Genomic DNA, 15,849 nt, shown 5'->3' with positions numbered 1-15,849 from the left:
CGTTCACGATAGCAGCGTCCAAGGCGATAAATGACCCACATCGGTTAGGATGTCAATACTCACTATCTCGTGTGTGAATGAATCATATTTGAGGTTTGGGACGCCGACAGAACGGTCTTTCGCGGCGCTTTACAGCCTCGCCAATATCTGCCGTTCCTTCACCGGCCTAAAGGACAGCAAAAGGCTTCCGGATTTCCTTTAGTGAGCAACCGGGTTGGGGGAACGGACTCGCGCGGCTCAGCGCCTATTCTTGTTTCGCGGATTAGCCAACGTGATCAGGCTCAGCATTTGTTCAAGATGACCCGGAAGTCGGCATCTGTAGTCTTCTTCAGGAAAAGTTCGGTCGTCGCCAATAGCTGAAGGATAGGAACAGTCACGGAATTTACGCTGGCTCCGGGCTGGACGAGCACAACCTCGAACTGTAACCTCGACTTTCGAGCTTTTTCCTTGAAGTACGAGAGTTCGCGTTGTCCACCTTTGAGGAAGCGGGTGTGCCCGGACGCTGTCCATTGCGCCTCACGGCGCCTCAGATCCCGCGCGAGGCGCTCGACGCCCTTGTGCTTCTTCGTGATACACTTCTGGGCTTGGCCGCATAGAAAATAGAAGTTTTCGATAACGGCAGAGATGCTTCCGCCTATCGCGCCTTTGCAGTGAACGAGAGTAAGCTTGATCGTACTCTCGTCGATGTCTCGGAGGCATACGAGGTCGCCAGCCTCGGCCTTTCCATCGTCGTTGAAGACGAGGTCATATTCGTCCCGCACGTGCTCAAACGCTCGGTATTGGATGGTCGCCTTGTCGCCGCCCTTGCCTATGGATTCCTTATTGAGCGGAACGCCACTGAAGTCCCACGCCTCCAACTGATCCTTGGGATAGGTGCCCGCTTCAAGCTTAGCTGGGATGTGATAGCAATTGTATGAATGGGTGCCGTCAGCGTATCGGATGACGACCGGATCTCTCTGAAGGTAAAACTCAAGCGGTTCGGCCTCCTTGGTCACTCGTTTGAACATCAGGTCGGGCCCGGATTTGCGGTTGTAGGCGTATCCGCCCGGCAGGCTTGGCGCAATCTTGAGCTCGTAAACGGCCCGTGCATCCTCGGCCTCGAAGCTGATGTTAATCATGCCGTCGGCCTCGACGGAGTCGATGCCGACGTCGTAGAGCAGCTTCTCAATACGACCGAAGAAGATGGATTGTCGCTCGCTTTGGTTCTGCTGTGCTTGCTCGCCCCATTCCGCCGAGATAGCGTGCGACGCATGCGGGGCGGTCAGCTTAATGGGCTTAAGGAAGCCTTTGATGATATTCTTCACGTCGTGGTCGTCAGACGTGACCTTTGCCCAAGTTGATTTCGTCCAGGTAACCCAGTCGGCGATCGAACCGGATTTGCGCTGCTGCCAAACTTTGCCGCGGCGCTTGGCTCCGCCCCATAGCACCCGATCTCCGTCCTCGTAGCCCACGCAGGCTATGTTGTTCAGCTCTGCTTCGGACTTATCTATTTGTCCGAGGCCTTCGGTAACGTTGCTTCCGAAGTAGGTTGTGAAGCTGATGGCGCCAACACGGCGCGATCCGAGGTTCTTAACGAGCGGGAGTTCTACACCGTTCAGGATGTTAAAGATGGCGTCGCCACTAAAGAGCTCGACGTTATCACCCACGATAGCTTTCGCCATCCGTTCGGTGCGCATCCGGTCATAGTCGCTGGCGTACACTGACGGGACGCCTTGGGCGTCGTCCCAACGCGCTATGATTAAGTCATATAAGGTGTTCACGACGTTCTGGTAGTCGCCCCATTTTACCTCTTCAGTTTGGGCGACCACGGCCACGAGAAGCTTGTCCTTGTCATCGAGCGCGTACCAAGTCTCGGCCCCGGCCGGCAATACGCTGGAATAGGCCAGCGGGGACCAGTCCTCACACTTCGTTCTGAAAAATTGCGTCGAGATCGCCGGGCGTAGGTTCCAAAGTGAGAGCTCAGCAGCAAGAGTTCCGTTCTGCTTGAGTCGCTCGACAACGTTCTGCAGCCGCAGTTCGTCATCGACACGCTCTTCGCTGAGGCGGCGGATCAGAATGTCCCAATCCGCGCCCTCCGCGTACAGCGCGGCAATCTTCTTTTCGGCGTCAGGGTCTGCGATATTGGTTACGACGGTCGCGTCGCCCACGTCGTCGGGCCCTTTGCGCGTAAAGCGACCGATAAATTGAAGCGTGATGGCAAGAGATTTGTGGGTGTCGTGTAGCGCCGCGAGTTTCAGCTGCGCAAAGTCGAAGCCTTCGCCGAGCATGTTCACGCAGACTACAATTCGCGATCCAGTGATTTCTCGATTGCGCAGCGCCGCCAGGGCTGCGCGGTTCTGACTATCAGGTCGCTCGGAATACACCTTGACTGGTACGAACTCAGGCGCGAGTCGCTCGTACATCTCCGCGAGGGCATCGGCGCGCGCCTGCGTATCGGTGCGCGCCATGAGGATGTGATCTAGTTTTCCGTCATTGACGTCTCGGCGGAGGGCCTCGACAGCTGTGCGTGCAATTGCCTCGTCGCGCGCTTCCTGGTCTCCGTATTCCTCGACAGTCTGGAGCTGGATCTTTTTGTAGTAACCGGCGCGCTGCGCATCCCCGAGCTTGTAATTGAAAATAATCCGGCCATCGACACGCTCATTGTCTCTGCGGAAGGGCGTCGCAGTGAACTGGATGACTCTACCACTGCTGAAGTGGTCGCGTATCGAGCGCCAGGTCGGAGCTTTAATGTGGTGTACCTCGTCGACGAAGAGATATGAACAGCCCTTGGCGAGCGCAGCTATCGCGTTGGGGTCGGACGCATTTAGTGAGTTCGGCAGCGCGATAATAATGTTCGCGTTCTTGAGGAGGTCTTCTGACTCAGCAAGGCTCTTAATGCCGCTTGAAATGGTGGCCACGCGTGGCCCGGATAGATCGCTCGGTATTATCTCGGCAATTGGCAGATAGCCGAGTGTTGCGAACTTCTCTTCGATTTGGTCGCGGAGCGGTACGCCGGACACGAGTACAAGTGTGCGTGCGGGACGAAGGTAGACCTGAGCCGCGAGCATGGTCTCGGTCTTGCCCGTCCCAGTGGGAAGCACAACTATCGCGGCCTCGAACGTATCACCGACGGCGAAGTGCGCAGCGATCGCGTGTAGTGCGCCAATCTGGGGAAGGCGCAGACCCGGCTCGCCCTTCTTACCTTCTAGACGGAAGCTGAATTGATTTTCCCATGTGGTCAGCAGCTTGTCCGGCGTGTCGACGCGTTTTGTGAGCAGGTCTACCGCATCCCATTGCAGAAACATCGTTTCTGGTATTGCTGCGTCGCGCGCGAGGCCAGCCGTGAGAACTGGAAAGTCGGTCATCCGCCGCTTGGAGCCTTTGCGGCGGAGATACAGTTGATCGTAGGGCGGGTTGAGCTCTGTCTTGATAAGGTCGTGACCAGGCATGTCGTTGATGCCGTGCCGGAGATTGGTGAACTGGATGAAGCCCAGTTAACCGACCTGCAGAAGGAGGCGATGCGGCATGCTTTCACCGTAGAGACTGGGCCGATGACAGCACTCCGCGGCGATCTTCTGAAAAGGATTAGCGTTGCACGGTGCCCATTCTGTGGGATCGGTGAGTCCTCGACGCTCGATCATTATCTGCCGAAGGAGAAGCATCCCGAGTTTTCGGTATTTCCAATAAATCTCGTACCAAGCTGTGCGGTCTGCAATACGCGCAAGCGAGACCGCATCCTGGACGAGGGGACGAACGTACGGATGTTCCTGCATCCGTGTTACGATGTGATCCCGGACATGGCGTTTTTGGCGGTGCGCGCACGCATGGAAGCAGATGCACTGATTCTGTCCTACCGGCTGACCCGGCCGGCGGGAATGATGGTTCAGACCTTCCAGCATCTGCGGTCGCACTTCAACGAACTTGACCTTGCCGATCGTTACAGGCGGATGGGCCTCGAACATTTGGGAGGGCAGTATCCGGCGCTTCCTCGCGCGTATGGAGCCGGGGAAGATGCAGCGCGTGTCGCTGAGAAATTGATCGAGGGGGCGGAGGACTTTGAGGAAGTGTCAGGTCCAAACTACTGGCTTGCCAAGCTCTATCGAGCATTGGCCGACAACAATGATTTTTGCGACGGCGGCTTCGAAGCGGTTAGGGTCCAAGCGCAGCCTCATTGAATGAACGGCAGGTATCTCTAGATTGCATCCCGGAACCTGCCTTTCCGGAGTGTCCCAACAGCCGACATTTTGACATGGTGCTTTCACTTTACCGAGGAAGGCTATCGCGGATAGCTCTCGGACCATGGAGGTCGGAATTACTCTTTGGGTTCCTGCGGCTCTGGAAACAGGATGTCTGCCCAATAACTTATCTCCTCAAAGAGATGCATATTTTCAGGGTCCTGCCATCCATGACGGTAGCTGTCCCATCGACCGATAACAGCCTGGTCTCCTTCCCACAGAAGCATCCGACGGCCATCTTTTCGGTCGCTTGGCAATTCAGAAATTGGGCTCCAGCCTGAGCTGCTTGGCACCGGCATAAGCGTCCCCATACTGGCGACGCCGTTGCCTTTGGCCTCTTTCGTCGCACCTATGTCCACTCGGGGCGACGGCCGAAGCCGGATGTTAGTAACCTGACCGAAGTAAGGCGCATGCGCCTTTACCGGCAAGCCGGCTGGACATGCGCGCATGCCACCCGGCCTCCAAAATTGGACGACCGAGCTCTTCGATCGGGGTTACTAAGCCCCGCTCCCACGTGTCTTGGGAGCGGTGGCAGATTGCTGGATTTGCAGAAGTAATCAAGGCAAATCGCGCGTGCATTGGTCCGAAAGAGGCACAAATTGCACCGGAATTTGCCGCTGAATCAGGCTCAGAATGTCACAGGTTCTGGCGATAAACGGTGGCGTTTGCACAGGACTTTTGCAGGCTTGAGTCCGCATCCATTCGTCCGCATTCCAAAATCAGCACTGAAAGCAGCGAGACACGTAAGCTGAAATTTGAGGGGGTTTAAGGTATGGCAAGATTAAAGCCTTGCCTCCTGAAGGGACTGCGGTTGGCGTCTGCACAGGGTTTCTGATGGAGGCATGCCGAGGGTCATGCCTCCATAAGTCTCGACAATGCTGCACTTCCGTCCATCTCGGTGGAGGCCCTTGAAGGCTGGGTATGGCGTACCCCATCCTTACCCACTCTCGCGGGAAAGGATGACGACATGGCCGACAGGGATGATTTCGACCTTTGGCTTGGGCGCATCGGCAGCGACACACCCAGCGTCGGGAAAAGCTTGGCGCGCGCCCGCCGAATGGGTGGGCGCGTGGGCGGTGCAGCGCGGCGGTTTACCGGCGCGCGTCTGGGACGTGGGAGTGGCGTCGGCCGGGTGCTGAGCAGGGGTGCTTCAAGGGCCGGTGCTGGAACCCGCCGCGTGGTGGTGAAAAGCCGCATCGTGAAGCTTGGCAGGGGCATGGCTGTTGGTGCCCATCTTCGCTATCTCCAGCGCGACGGCACGACCCGCGAGGGAGAGCGTGGATCGCTCTATGGCCGCGATGCCGACAGGCTTGACGGCAGGCCTTTCCTCGAACGCTCAAGTGGCGATCGCCACCAGTTCCGTTTCATCGTCGCGCCGGAGGATGGCGATCAATATGATGACCTGAAGCCCGTGGTCCGCCGCCTGATGGATCAGGCCGAGAAGGACCTGGGCACGAAGCTCGACTGGGTGGCGGTTGATCATTTCAACACGGGTCACCCCCATGCCCATGTGATCGTGCGCGGCAAGGACGAGGTGGGCAAGGACCTTATCATTGCCCGGGACTATATGACCCAGGGACTTCGCGCGCGAGCCATCGCAATCGTCTCGCTCGACCTTGGCCCGCGCACGGCCCAGGAGATCGCCGCTGCGCAAGCAAGAGAGATCGAACAGGAGCGCTTCACCGGCATCGACCGGGCGTTGATGCGCGGGGCGAACGAAGAGGGCGTCATCGCCGTCACCAAGGCCGATCCGGGCCAGCATGCTTCGCTCATTGGGCGGCTACGCACGCTGTCTCGGCTCGGCCTTGCCGAGGAAGGAAGAAACGGGCGCTGGACGCTCGACCGCGAGCTGGAACTGACATTGCGGCGCATGGGAGAGCGCGGCGACATTATCAGGACGCTGAACCGCGAACTGCGCGAGGCAGGTATCCTTCGCCCTCCCCAGAACCATAGCCTGTTCGAACCGGCACAGGAAAAGGCGATCATCGGGCGGGTCGTCGCCACCGGCCTGTCCGACGAGCATCGCGACCGCCGCTATCTCATCGTCGACGGGATCGATAGCCACAGCCATTATGCCGACATTGGCGAGGACCAGCAGTCCTTCGCCACTGGCAGCATCGTCCGCCTGTCGCCCGCGCCGGTCGAAGTGCGCGAGGTCGATCGCACCATCGCCCATGTCGCTGCCCGACAGCAAGGTCACTACAGTATCGACCACCACCTCAGGCAAGACCCGCTCATGACCGAAGAGCGGGCGCAGGCCTATGTCCGCCGCCTCGAGGCCATCCGACGTACGATCGGCAAGCCCGAACGCCAGCCCGATGGCGTTTGGGTCATAGGACAGGATCACCTGGCTGATGCCGAGCGCTATGAGCGAGAGAAGAGCCGACGCGTGCCTGTATGTATCGAGACTCTGTCCCACCGTCCGCTCGAAGCACTACCGCACCATGACGGGGCGACCTGGCTGGACCGAGAACTGGTCAGCGATCAGTGCGAAAAGCTCTCCGGTGGGTTCGGAGTGGATGTGAGGAACAGTCTTGCCCAGCGGCAGGCATGGCTTGTCGAACAGGGACTGGCCGAGCTTGAGGGGCCGGACATTCGCTTGCGTCGCAATCTGCTCCTCGTCCTCCAGCAGCGTGAGCTCAATCGGACCAGCCAGCAGATTAGCGAGGAGACGGGACTGCGGCACGTCACACCAAGGCGTGGCGAGCCGATCGAGGGCATCTACCGCCGCGCCGTCATGGTCGGGGACCAGCGTTATGCGATGATCGAGAAGTCCCGCGAGTTCAGCCTTGTGCCGTGGCGGCCGGTTCTCGAGCGCGCGGTCGGCAAGTCCGTTATGGGCGTCATGCGCGATGGTCCGATCAGTTGGACCATCGGGGGCAGGAACAGAGGACTGGGTATCAGCTGACCGGGTCGTCCCTCCATATGCGTCGAGATGCACCAGAAAGCCCCTGTCAGCCGGGTGCAGGATATCCGATCCTGCGCGTCATGAAGACGTTCAAGACCCGTCACCAATTCTACCTGCCCGATGACCTATCGGCAAAGCTGGACGCGCTGACCACCAGCCCTGGCACATCGAAGACACAGATCCTGACCGACGCGCTCAGTGCCTGGCTCGACCGCAAGGGCGCGCAGGAACTCGACCAGCGCTTCGGCCCTCGGCTCGACCGTCAGAACCGCACGACCGAGCGGCTTGAGCGCAAGGTCGATGCGCTGACCGAGATGCTGGGACTGTTTATCCGGCATCAGCTGACGCTGGTCGCACATCAACCGCCGTTCGACAGCGACACGGCGCGCCTCGGGCGGACCCGCTATCTCAGCTTCATGAAGCTGGTCGAGCAGCGGCTCATGCGAGCCGACAGCGGCGAAGCAGCCGCGCTCGCCAAGCAGGAGGAGCAGTCATGAGCCTCGATCCCTCGCCGTCGCCGATCACCGTACGGATCAAGGATGCCTGCCGTATGACCGGCATCGGACGCTCCAAGCTTTACCTGCTCATCGCCGAGGGCAAGCTTGAGACCGTCAAGATCGGCAGCATGACACTCATCCGCGTCGCTTCGATCGAGGCGTTGCTGAGCGGAGAAAAGCCTAGCTAGACTTGATCCTGCTCGCTCTGTTCATTCGATCACGATCCACTGTGTCCGAACTTTGGACGCAAAATGGTCGCTCCCGCGCGCAACTGGTCGAGGTAATCTGACCAGTGCTGCATCATCCTCACGCGCTCATCCCAATATTGGCCACGCGCATAAGCGCGGCGGATGGAATTGCCGTCAGCATGCGCCAGCTGGCGCTCAATCGCATCAGGATTCCATGTGCCCATTTCGTTCAGCAGGGTGGCGGCCATGGCGCGGAAGCCATGGCCCGTCATCTGATCCTTGCTAAAACCAAGGCGACGCAGCGCCGCGTTGATCGTGTTATCGGACATAGGCCGATCAAGTGCGCGGAGAGACGGAAAAAGAAAGCTGCTATAACTGGCGTCATGTTCGATCTCGGCAATGATCGCCAAGGCCTGCTTAGATAAGGGCACCGCGTGAGGACGACGCATCTTCATCTTATAGTCCGGGATCGTCCAGACCGCCTTTTCGATGTCGAAATCTCTCCATTCTGCCCACCGTAGTTCTCCCGGACGTACAAACACATGCGGGAGAAGGCGTAGTGCAATCCGCGTCAGCGCGTTTCCGTCATAATCTTCTAAGGCACGAAGCAGCCCGCCTGCCTCTGTTGGCGTCGTGATAGCGGCGCGGTGATTGGTACGCGCAGTGACGAGCGCGCCGCGCAAATCGCTGCAGATATCTCGTTCAGCACGGGCTGTGGCGATGGCGTAGCGAAAGACCTGGCTGCAAGTGCTTCGAATGCGGTTGGCAGTGTCATAACGTTTGGAGGCTTCCACCTTTTTGAGGACCAGCAGCAATTCTTGGGCGGTGATCGCGGAGATGGGACGCTTGCCCAATGCCGGATAGGTCTGCTCCAGGAGCCAACGGGCTTTCTTTAACGTAATCGCTGCTAAGCCTTCCTTCTCGATCTTTTCGAGCCACTCCTTGGCTACCGCTTCGAACGTGTTCGTGGCCGCTATCGACTGAGCAATCTTGTCGAGCTTTGCCTGTTCGAAGGGATCAAGCCCCTTGGCAAGCTGGCGACGAGCTTCCAGCAGCATCTCTCGCGCATCGCTCAATAAAATCTCCGGCCATCGGCCAAATGACAGAGTTCGTTGCTGGCCATTGAAGCGATAGTTCATCCTCCAGTAGCGGACACCGGACGGTTTAACGAGCAAGTACAAGCCGTCGCGATCCGACAGCTTGTAGGCAGTCTCTCTCGGCCTCGCGTGCTTCACTGCATTTGCGGTGAGTCCTGTTCGGCGTTTCTCGCTTTGGGGCATTGATGGACCTTCGAACTTCGTTCGGAGCTCGGTCCATCATCTGTACCATCAATGTGCTTGGATGCAGGTGGAACCGACCGAACTAACGTGGCCAGCTATACCATAAAAAAGTACGGAAAACAGCCATTCCGTGGACGTTCTTGGACGCCTCTGGAAGCAGAAATGGAGGCCCGAGCCGGAATCGAACCGGCGTATACGGATTTGCAGTCCGCTGCGTCACCACTCCGCCATCGGGCCTCGATCGCGTCAAATGCGGGAAGGCGGCTGCTAGCCTGAAAAGCCGCTGGACGCAACAGGGCATCGGGGCTTTAATGCCCGCACGGGTGTTGCAAGGAGAGAGACATGGTGGCGGCACTGGATGAAGCGCGGGTGACAGAGCGGTTGGGCGAAGTGCCGGGCTGGACGCTGGATGCCACGCGCGGGGCGCTGTATCGGCAGTTGCGGCTCAAGGATTTCGCATCTGCCTTCGCGTTGATGACGCGGATTGCGCTGGCGGCGGAGCAGGCCGATCATCACCCCGAATGGAGCAATGTCTACAACCGGCTCGACATCTGGCTGACGACTCATGACGCAGGCGGGGTCAGCGAGCGTGACTTCGCCCTCGCCCGCGCGATCAACGCGATGCTGGAGGAATAAGCGGTCTGCCTTATCTCCGCCCGGCTATCCAGTCGAACAGGCGCGGCACGGCGCCGTGCTCCCCCATCCAGCGGTGGTAGGCGCGATAGTCCGGGTCTTCGCCCAGATGCTGTTCTTCCGTGCGCGCGCGCCAGTAATAGACGGCGCTGGTGATGCCGAGCAGCGCACAGTTGCGCACCGCCTCCAGCCAACTGCCGTTCACCGAGAGAAACGGCAGCACCGAGCACCACCAGAACAGGTTCTTGGAGAGATAGGCCGGGTGGCGGCTCAGCCGATAGGGCCCGTGGGTGAGGATGCCGCGATGCGTGAGGTTGGAGAAACGCAGCCCGAACGCCACCGTCGCCCAGGCATAAATGGCCGTGAGCGTCACCAGCAGCCCGCCCCATAACCAAAGCAGAGCCGGATGGGCCGCCAGCCAGTGGCTCCATTCCGCCGTGCCGCGATGATAATCGAGCGGGCCGCCGCCGCCCATCAATACGAACGGCGGATAGCAGATCAACGCCGCGACCCACCCCGCGACATGCGGGTTGGCGCTGCGGATATGGGCATCGAGTGGCTTCATGGTCAGCATATAGCCGATGGTCGCGAAGGCTACGTCGATCAGAAACAGGATGGCGATGAGGAAACTCGCAAGCGCGACCGGGCCGGAGAGCGGGTCGGCCATGCGCCAGCCGATCACGGTGGCGAAGTTGGCGGGCGTGATCGAGAGCATGAAGGCAAGGAAGAACGCCTTCACACCCCAGGCGCGCAAGTGATCGCCGATCGCACCCTCCGCCGGCTTGCCCGCCGCGCCGCCGATGATCCACTGTCCGAAAGCGTAGGCGCCGTCCTTTGGATCGACGAGGCGGCGGTCCAGCCAGATGACATAGGGTATGGAGACTAGCACAAGGGGGACGACGGCCCAGGTCAACAGCGCCATCGTGTAGCTGTAGTTCCCCTCCCAATACCAGCGGGCGGTGCCATAGAAGAGCGCGATCGCGGCCCATGTCGCCCACAGGCCCGCCAGCTTGACGATGGAGATGTCCAGCGCCTCGCGGCGGGTGCGCAGGTTGCCGCGCCAGTCAATGCCCGTCGATGGGTTGCGGTGCACCTTGTCGACGAGCAGCGACCACAACACCATCGGCACCCCGCAGGCGAGCACGGCGGTAATCCCGGCATGCGGGCCATCCATGCCATAGCGCCAGGCCACCGCAGTCCAGATCGCCAGCCCGGTCAGCCCCGCCACGCCTACGCCATGGCTGACGGCGGATGGAGGGCACCGCGATGGCGCGGTTTCAGAGGGGCTGTCCACAGCGTTCATAGGCCGACTATCGCCCAAAAAGCGGAATATAGGGTTAAGTGCAAGTCCCATGGGGGGCCGGAACGTATCCTTGCGCGGCTCGTTGACCGCCTCGAAGGAGCTTGTCATGGAACAGGAACGTCATATCGAAGCGGAGGCCGCCCGTTCAGGCGCCACGCGCCAAAATGTCCGCTACGTGCTCGCGATTTCGCTGGCGCTGATCGTGCTCGCCTTCATCGCTGTCTATTTCTGGGGTGGCGGCAGCACAGGCGAGGAGACGCAGACTATCTCAACGGCCACGCCTGCCGAGCAAACGCAGCCTTAGCGCGTTAAGCTTGATGAACCCCGCCGCATCGCGCTGATCGTAGGCGCCCGCATCGTCCTCGAAAGTAACGACCTTCTCGCTATACAGCGTATTGGGCGATTTGCGGCCGACAACCTGAACACTACCCTTGTAGAGCTTGAGCCGCACGGTGCCGGACACTTTCTCCTGGCTATAGTCGATAGCGGCCTGCAGCATCTCGCGCTCGGGCGAGAACCAGAAGCCGTTGTAGATCAGCTCGGCATATTTCGGCGCTAGCTCATCCTTGAGGTGCGCGGCGCCGCGATCGAGGGTGATCTGCTCGATCCCCCGGTGGGCGAGGTGATAGATGGTGCCTCCGGGCGTCTCATACATGCCGCGAGACTTCATGCCGACAAAGCGGTTCTCGACGAGATCGAGGCGGCCGATGCCGTGCTTGCGGCCATAGCCGTTGAGCGTCTCCAGCAGGGTGGCAGGCGACATGGCCTCGCCATTCACCGCGACGCCGTCACCGCGCTCGAATTCGATCGTGATATATTCGGGCGCGTCCGGCGCGTCTTCGGGGTTCACCGTGCGGGAATAGACGAAGTCCGGCGTCTCTTCCCATGGGTCTTCCAGCACCTTCCCTTCCGAAGAGGTGTGGAGCATATTGGCGTCGGTCGAGAAAGGCGCTTCGCCGCGCTTGTCTTTCGGCACCGGGATCTGGTGCTTTTCGGCGAACTCGATCAGCGCGGTGCGGCTGGTCAAGTCCCACTCGCGCCACGGCGCGATCACCTTGATATCGGGCTGAAGCGCGTAATAGCCCAGCTCGAACCGCACCTGGTCATTGCCCTTGCCGGTCGCGCCGTGGGAAACGGCGTCGGCCCCCACCTGCTGCGCGATCTCGATCTGGCGCTTGGCGATCAGCGGACGGGCGATGCTGGTTCCGAGCAAGTACAGCCCCTCGTAAAGCGCATTGCTGCGCATCATCGGGAACACATAGTCGCGCACGAATTCCTCGCGCAGATCGTCGATGAAGATATGCTCGTCCTTCACGCCCATCAGCTGCGCCTTGGCGCGCGCGGGTTCCAGCTCCTCGCCCTGGCCAAGGTCTGCGGTGAACGTCACCACTTCGCATTGGTAGGTCTGCTGAAGCCATTTCAGGATCACGCTGGTGTCGAGGCCGCCGGAATAAGCAAGGACGACACGGTTTATCTTTTCGGACATCGGGGCACTTTCACAGCGAAGGAATGATCGGTCGCGCGCCTAACAGCGATGCGCGCGAATCGCAACACTCACCACCAATGAAGCGCGCCGCCCAGCATCCAGAGCCCCAGACCGGTGAACAGCGCGGCAGCGATCCGGCGCATGAGCGCCAGCGGCACCTTCTTCACCAGCGCCTCGCCCAGCAGCACGGCCGGCACGTTCGCGATCATCATGCCCAGCGTGGTCCCAAGCGTGACCAGTGCGACCTCGCTTATTGTATGGCCAAACTGCGCACCCATGGCGACGGTGGCGATCTGGGTCTTGTCGCCCATCTCGACGAGGAAAAAGGCGATAGCGGTGGAGAGAAACACACTCGCACTGCCCGGCGTCTTCAGATTGTCGTCCATCTTGTCCGGGATCAGCGTCCACAGGCCCATGGCGACAAATCCCAGCGCGACGGCAATCCGGAAGGCAGGGCTGTCGAGCAGCTCCGCCACGCCATGCCCCACCAATGCTGCAAGGAAATGATTGAGCAGCGTCGCCGCAAAGATGCCCGCGATGATCGGCCACGGCTTGCGAAAGCGGGTGGCGAGCAGGATGGCGAGAAGCTGCGTCTTGTCGCCCATTTCGGCAAGCGCCACCAGCGCGGTAGAGGTGAGGATGATATTCATGAGTCGGGGAGAACCCTTAAAGGCGCTCGGAAGGGTCGCACAGTGGCTGGAGCGCACGCGCCGCGACACGCATCAGCCGTTCCACGTCCATGCCGTCGCGGCCCATCGCGGAAAATCCGGCGAGCAGCATCATGACATGGTCGGTCAGCTCCACCACCCGCTCCGGCGCCGTGCGCGAGATGCCGCGATAGAGCGCGGCAGCGATGGAGAGGCGCGCCTTGCGCAGATGCGCGGTAACGCCCGCATCCGAGCAATTGCTGGCCGCCTCCAGAATCAGGCAACCCCCCTGCCCTTCCTGCGCGGCAAAGCGGCGGGCAGCCGACAGAAGGATCGACTCCAGCGCATCTGGCAAGGTCGGCTCATCCTCGAACGCGCCGCGTATGTCATCGAGCAGCGCGCGCGAATAGGCATCGGCAATGCGGATGAACAGCAGCGCCTTGTTGCCGAAGGCGGCGTAGAAGCTCGGCGGGTTTATCGCCATCGCGCTCGTGAGGTCGTTGAGGGTGACACGGTCGTACCCGCGCAGGTAAAAAAGCGCCCTCGCCTGCTCCATCGCCCACGTTGTGTCAAACCCACGCGGACGCCCTCGTGCCTTTGGCGGCGCTTGGGCGGCCGCCTCAACTACAGGGGCATCAAGGGAGGCGGCTTCGCTCATGGCCCGGACCTTACAGATTTGGTTAACGCGCGCCATGGTTTTTTGCCCTCGGCACTACCGTTCATCGCGGGTGCAGCCGCCGGAGCGTAGTGTGCGCCCATAGCGTAATAATTGCGGAGTACGGACCTATGAAGAAGACCCTGTTGATCGCCGGAGGCGCCGCCCTAGCCCTCGCCATCCCGGCAATTGCCATATCGCAAAGCGGCGCCATGCCGATGATGAAGCCCGACATGACGCGGGCGCAGATGGAGGCGATGGTCAAGGATCACTTCGCCAAGGCCGACGCCAACAAGGATGGCGCGCTGACCAAGGAGGAGGCGAAAGCCAGCATGGACGAGCGCCGGGCCGATCGTCTGGAAGATCATTTCAAGGCGATGGACAGCAACGGCGACGGTTCGATCAGCCGGGACGAATTCTTTGCCGGTCATCGTGGTGGCCGCGGACCAATGGCACAAGGGCATGGCGATCATGACGCGGGCAAAAGCCCCGCCGGTCATATGGGCCATGGCATGAAGGGCATGGGCATGAAGATGGGCGACCGGATGTTCGACAAGGCCGATGCGAATAACGATGGCAAGGTGACCCAGGCAGAGGCGACGAGCGCGGCGACGTCCCACTTTGATGCGATGGATGCCGACAAGAACGGCACTGTCACCGCTGGCGAACGCATGGACTATATGAAAGCGAAGATGAAGGATTGGCGCGCCGCCAAGGGCGACAAGTCCTGAGTCGAGCCGAAGTCAGGCGGGGGCGCGCAATTGCGCCTCCGCCGCCACCATATAGTCTCGCGTAATCGGCAGGGTTCGCCGGTCACGTGCATATTGAAGCTGATAGATCAGCATCCCCCCATGCTCGAAAACCGTCGCCGCCCCGGCGAGGTAAAAGGTCCACATGCGATAGAAGCGTGCGTCATACAGCGCCTCTATCTGCGATCGGCTGGCTCGGCAGCGCTCATACCACGCCCGGCAAGTGCGCCCGTAATGCAGGCGCAGGCTCTCGACGTCCGTCACCATCAGACGGTTGGGTTCGCTGGCCTGCACGATTTCCGAAAGGGCGGGGATATAGCCGCCGGGAAAGATATATTTGCGCGTGAAGGCGTCGGTGGCGCCGGGTCCGCCCATCCGCCCGATGGTATGGAGCAGCATCACGCCCTCTGGCGTGAGGAGATTGTGGCAGCAGCGAAAAAACTCCCGGAAATTGGGGGCGCCGACATGCTCGAACATGCCGACCGAGACGATGCGGTCGAAGCTGCCCTTCATGTCACGATAGTCGATCAGCTCGAACCGGACATGCTCGGCAACGCCCGCTTCCTCCGCGCGGCGGCGGGCGACTCCCAGTTGCTCCTCCGAAAGCGTGATGCCGGTCACGTCGACACCGCACCTCCGGTGGAGATAGAGCGCCATGCCGCCCCAGCCGCAGCCGATATCCAGCACCTTCATTCCCGGCTTCAGCGCGAGTTTGGCCGCGATGTGCGCCTTTTTGTCCTCCTGCGCCCGGTCGAGGTCGTCATGATCGCCATCCCAATAGGCGCAGCTATATTGCCGGTCCTTGTCCAGAAACAGATCGTAGAGCGCGCCGGAGAGGTCATAATGATGCGCGACGTTCTTTTTTGAGGCGGCGCGCGCGTTGAGTTGCGCGAGGGTCCGAAAGATTTTGCGGAACCCGCCGCGCAGCCGGCCTCCGCCATCCAAGCTGCCCGCCTTCTCCCACGCCGCATTGCTGCGCGCCAGCGAGATCAGCCCCATGATGTCGTCATCATCCACTGTAACCCGGCCATCCATATAGGCTTCGGCCAGGCCAAGTCGCGGGTTCAGCACGATGTCTCGCCCGATGCTGGCATCGGCAAAGCGCATGGTAACGCTGGGAAACGCCACGTCCGCCTGCCCGAATGTGCGCGTGGACCCGTCAGCGCGCACGAGCGTGAGCGTGCCCCGCTTGATGAGCCGTTCGAGAAAGCGATCGATCAGCGCCATGATGGTCCCCCGTTTTGCCGCAATGCAGCCCCCTGATGCCAGGCAGAACGATTGAAAGGCGA

At 60.6% G+C, this 15,849-nt stretch carries 14 protein-coding genes and 1 tRNA gene; 7 read left to right on the top strand and 8 right to left on the bottom strand.

What is annotated here, in order from left to right:
- Nucleotides 1-281 precede the first annotated feature (281 nt).
- Nucleotides 282-3,428, bottom strand: a complete 3,147-nt coding sequence (locus tag OOT33_RS01055) for a DEAD/DEAH box helicase family protein (protein ID WP_307748121.1) — start codon at nt 3,426-3,428, stop codon at nt 282-284.
- Between OOT33_RS01055 and OOT33_RS01050 the strand changes: the two genes are divergently transcribed.
- The 4 genes from OOT33_RS01050 (at nt 3,417) to OOT33_RS01035 (ending at nt 7,807) form a co-directional block, all read left to right on the top strand.
- Entirely contained in the window at nt 3,417-4,154 is a 738-nt protein-coding gene (locus OOT33_RS01050) for a hypothetical protein (protein ID WP_307748120.1), read from the top strand. The two genes, OOT33_RS01055 and OOT33_RS01050, sit on opposite strands and share 12 nt — an antisense overlap.
- A gap of 1,027 nt (nt 4,155-5,181) precedes the next feature.
- The gene (rlxS, locus tag OOT33_RS01045) at nt 5,182-7,122 is read left to right on the top strand and encodes a relaxase/mobilization nuclease RlxS (RefSeq protein WP_307748119.1); all 1,941 of its coding nucleotides are present in this window, start codon (nt 5,182-5,184) and stop codon (nt 7,120-7,122) included.
- An 80-nt stretch (nt 7,123-7,202) separates the two neighbouring features.
- Nucleotides 7,203-7,619, top strand: a complete 417-nt coding sequence (locus OOT33_RS01040) for a CopG family transcriptional regulator (RefSeq protein WP_307748118.1) — start codon at nt 7,203-7,205, stop codon at nt 7,617-7,619.
- Nucleotides 7,616-7,807: a helix-turn-helix domain-containing protein gene (locus tag OOT33_RS01035; RefSeq protein WP_307748117.1), complete on the top strand. Its 192-nt coding sequence runs from the start codon at nt 7,616-7,618 to the stop codon at nt 7,805-7,807. The genes OOT33_RS01040 and OOT33_RS01035 overlap by 4 nt, the downstream gene beginning before the upstream one ends.
- A gap of 29 nt (nt 7,808-7,836) precedes the next feature.
- On the opposite strand, the gene OOT33_RS01030 is transcribed toward OOT33_RS01035, so the two are convergent.
- Together OOT33_RS01030 and OOT33_RS01025 are read right to left on the bottom strand one after the other, a co-directional pair.
- Nucleotides 7,837-9,087, bottom strand: coding sequence for an integrase arm-type DNA-binding domain-containing protein (locus tag OOT33_RS01030; protein ID WP_307748116.1), 1,251 nt, complete (start codon nt 9,085-9,087; stop codon nt 7,837-7,839).
- A 163-nt stretch (nt 9,088-9,250) separates the two neighbouring features.
- A tRNA-Cys gene (locus tag OOT33_RS01025) sits at nt 9,251-9,324 on the bottom strand.
- Between the two features lie 105 nt (nt 9,325-9,429).
- Here OOT33_RS01025 and OOT33_RS01020 point away from each other — a divergent pair.
- Nucleotides 9,430-9,723 (top strand): 4a-hydroxytetrahydrobiopterin dehydratase, encoded by a 294-nt coding sequence (locus tag OOT33_RS01020; RefSeq protein WP_307748115.1) that lies wholly within the window; start codon nt 9,430-9,432, stop codon nt 9,721-9,723.
- A gap of 10 nt (nt 9,724-9,733) precedes the next feature.
- On the opposite strand, the gene OOT33_RS01015 is transcribed toward OOT33_RS01020, so the two are convergent.
- Nucleotides 9,734-11,023 (bottom strand): DUF1295 domain-containing protein, encoded by a 1,290-nt coding sequence (locus tag OOT33_RS01015; protein WP_307748114.1) that lies wholly within the window; start codon nt 11,021-11,023, stop codon nt 9,734-9,736.
- A 106-nt stretch (nt 11,024-11,129) separates the two neighbouring features.
- Here OOT33_RS01015 and OOT33_RS01010 point away from each other — a divergent pair, with 106 nt between their 5' ends.
- Entirely contained in the window at nt 11,130-11,327 is a 198-nt protein-coding gene (locus OOT33_RS01010) for a hypothetical protein (protein ID WP_307748113.1), read from the top strand.
- On the opposite strand, the gene OOT33_RS01005 is transcribed toward OOT33_RS01010, so the two are convergent.
- The 3 genes from OOT33_RS01005 to OOT33_RS00995 form a co-directional block, all read right to left on the bottom strand.
- Nucleotides 11,292-12,509, bottom strand: a complete 1,218-nt coding sequence (locus OOT33_RS01005; RefSeq protein ID WP_307748112.1) for an argininosuccinate synthase — start codon at nt 12,507-12,509, stop codon at nt 11,292-11,294. The genes OOT33_RS01010 and OOT33_RS01005 overlap by 36 nt on opposite strands.
- A 68-nt stretch (nt 12,510-12,577) precedes the next feature.
- A complete protein-coding gene (locus OOT33_RS01000) occupies nt 12,578-13,159 on the bottom strand; it encodes a TMEM165/GDT1 family protein (RefSeq protein ID WP_307748111.1) in 582 nt (193 codons plus the stop codon).
- 16 nt (nt 13,160-13,175) lie between these two features.
- On the bottom strand, nt 13,176-13,814 hold the full coding sequence (locus OOT33_RS00995; protein WP_307748110.1) for a TetR family transcriptional regulator: 639 nt from the start codon (nt 13,812-13,814) through the stop codon (nt 13,176-13,178).
- A 128-nt stretch (nt 13,815-13,942) separates the two neighbouring features.
- Between OOT33_RS00995 and OOT33_RS00990 the strand changes: the two genes are divergently transcribed.
- Nucleotides 13,943-14,542 (top strand): EF-hand domain-containing protein, encoded by a 600-nt coding sequence (locus OOT33_RS00990; RefSeq protein WP_307748109.1) that lies wholly within the window; start codon nt 13,943-13,945, stop codon nt 14,540-14,542.
- Between the two features lie 12 nt (nt 14,543-14,554).
- Here OOT33_RS00990 and OOT33_RS00985 read toward each other — a convergent pair whose 3' ends face one another.
- Nucleotides 14,555-15,787 (bottom strand): class I SAM-dependent methyltransferase, encoded by a 1,233-nt coding sequence (locus OOT33_RS00985; protein WP_307748108.1) that lies wholly within the window; start codon nt 15,785-15,787, stop codon nt 14,555-14,557.
- Between the last annotated feature and the right edge of the window lie 62 nt (nt 15,788-15,849).

The sequence above is a fragment of the Sphingobium sp. DEHP117 genome, from assembly GCF_030867385.1.
Taxonomy (GTDB): Bacteria; Pseudomonadota; Alphaproteobacteria; order Sphingomonadales; family Sphingomonadaceae; genus Sphingobium.
Note: the sequence above shows the minus strand (reverse complement) of the source record. Positions and strands in the feature narration are given on the sequence as shown.

What these genes read in the sequence shown, in the direction of transcription:
- OOT33_RS01055 (WP_307748121.1), bottom strand. Translation starts at nt 3,428, where the DNA reads ATGCCTGGTCACGACCTTATCAAGACAGAGCTCAACCCGCCCTACGAT.
- rlxS (WP_307748119.1), top strand. Translation starts at nt 5,182, where the DNA reads ATGGCCGACAGGGATGATTTCGACCTTTGGCTTGGGCGCATCGGCAGC.
- OOT33_RS01040 (WP_307748118.1), top strand. Translation starts at nt 7,203, where the DNA reads ATGAAGACGTTCAAGACCCGTCACCAATTCTACCTGCCCGATGACCTA.
- OOT33_RS01035 (WP_307748117.1), top strand. Translation starts at nt 7,616, where the DNA reads ATGAGCCTCGATCCCTCGCCGTCGCCGATCACCGTACGGATCAAGGAT.
- OOT33_RS01030 (WP_307748116.1), bottom strand. Translation starts at nt 9,087, where the DNA reads ATGCCCCAAAGCGAGAAACGCCGAACAGGACTCACCGCAAATGCAGTG.
- OOT33_RS01020 (WP_307748115.1), top strand. Translation starts at nt 9,430, where the DNA reads ATGGTGGCGGCACTGGATGAAGCGCGGGTGACAGAGCGGTTGGGCGAA.
- OOT33_RS01015 (WP_307748114.1), bottom strand. Translation starts at nt 11,023, where the DNA reads ATGAACGCTGTGGACAGCCCCTCTGAAACCGCGCCATCGCGGTGCCCT.
- OOT33_RS01010 (WP_307748113.1), top strand. Translation starts at nt 11,130, where the DNA reads ATGGAACAGGAACGTCATATCGAAGCGGAGGCCGCCCGTTCAGGCGCC.
- OOT33_RS01005 (WP_307748112.1), bottom strand. Translation starts at nt 12,509, where the DNA reads ATGTCCGAAAAGATAAACCGTGTCGTCCTTGCTTATTCCGGCGGCCTC.
- OOT33_RS01000 (WP_307748111.1), bottom strand. Translation starts at nt 13,159, where the DNA reads ATGAATATCATCCTCACCTCTACCGCGCTGGTGGCGCTTGCCGAAATG.
- OOT33_RS00995 (WP_307748110.1), bottom strand. Translation starts at nt 13,814, where the DNA reads ATGAGCGAAGCCGCCTCCCTTGATGCCCCTGTAGTTGAGGCGGCCGCC.
- OOT33_RS00990 (WP_307748109.1), top strand. Translation starts at nt 13,943, where the DNA reads ATGAAGAAGACCCTGTTGATCGCCGGAGGCGCCGCCCTAGCCCTCGCC.
- OOT33_RS00985 (WP_307748108.1), bottom strand. Translation starts at nt 15,787, where the DNA reads ATGGCGCTGATCGATCGCTTTCTCGAACGGCTCATCAAGCGGGGCACG.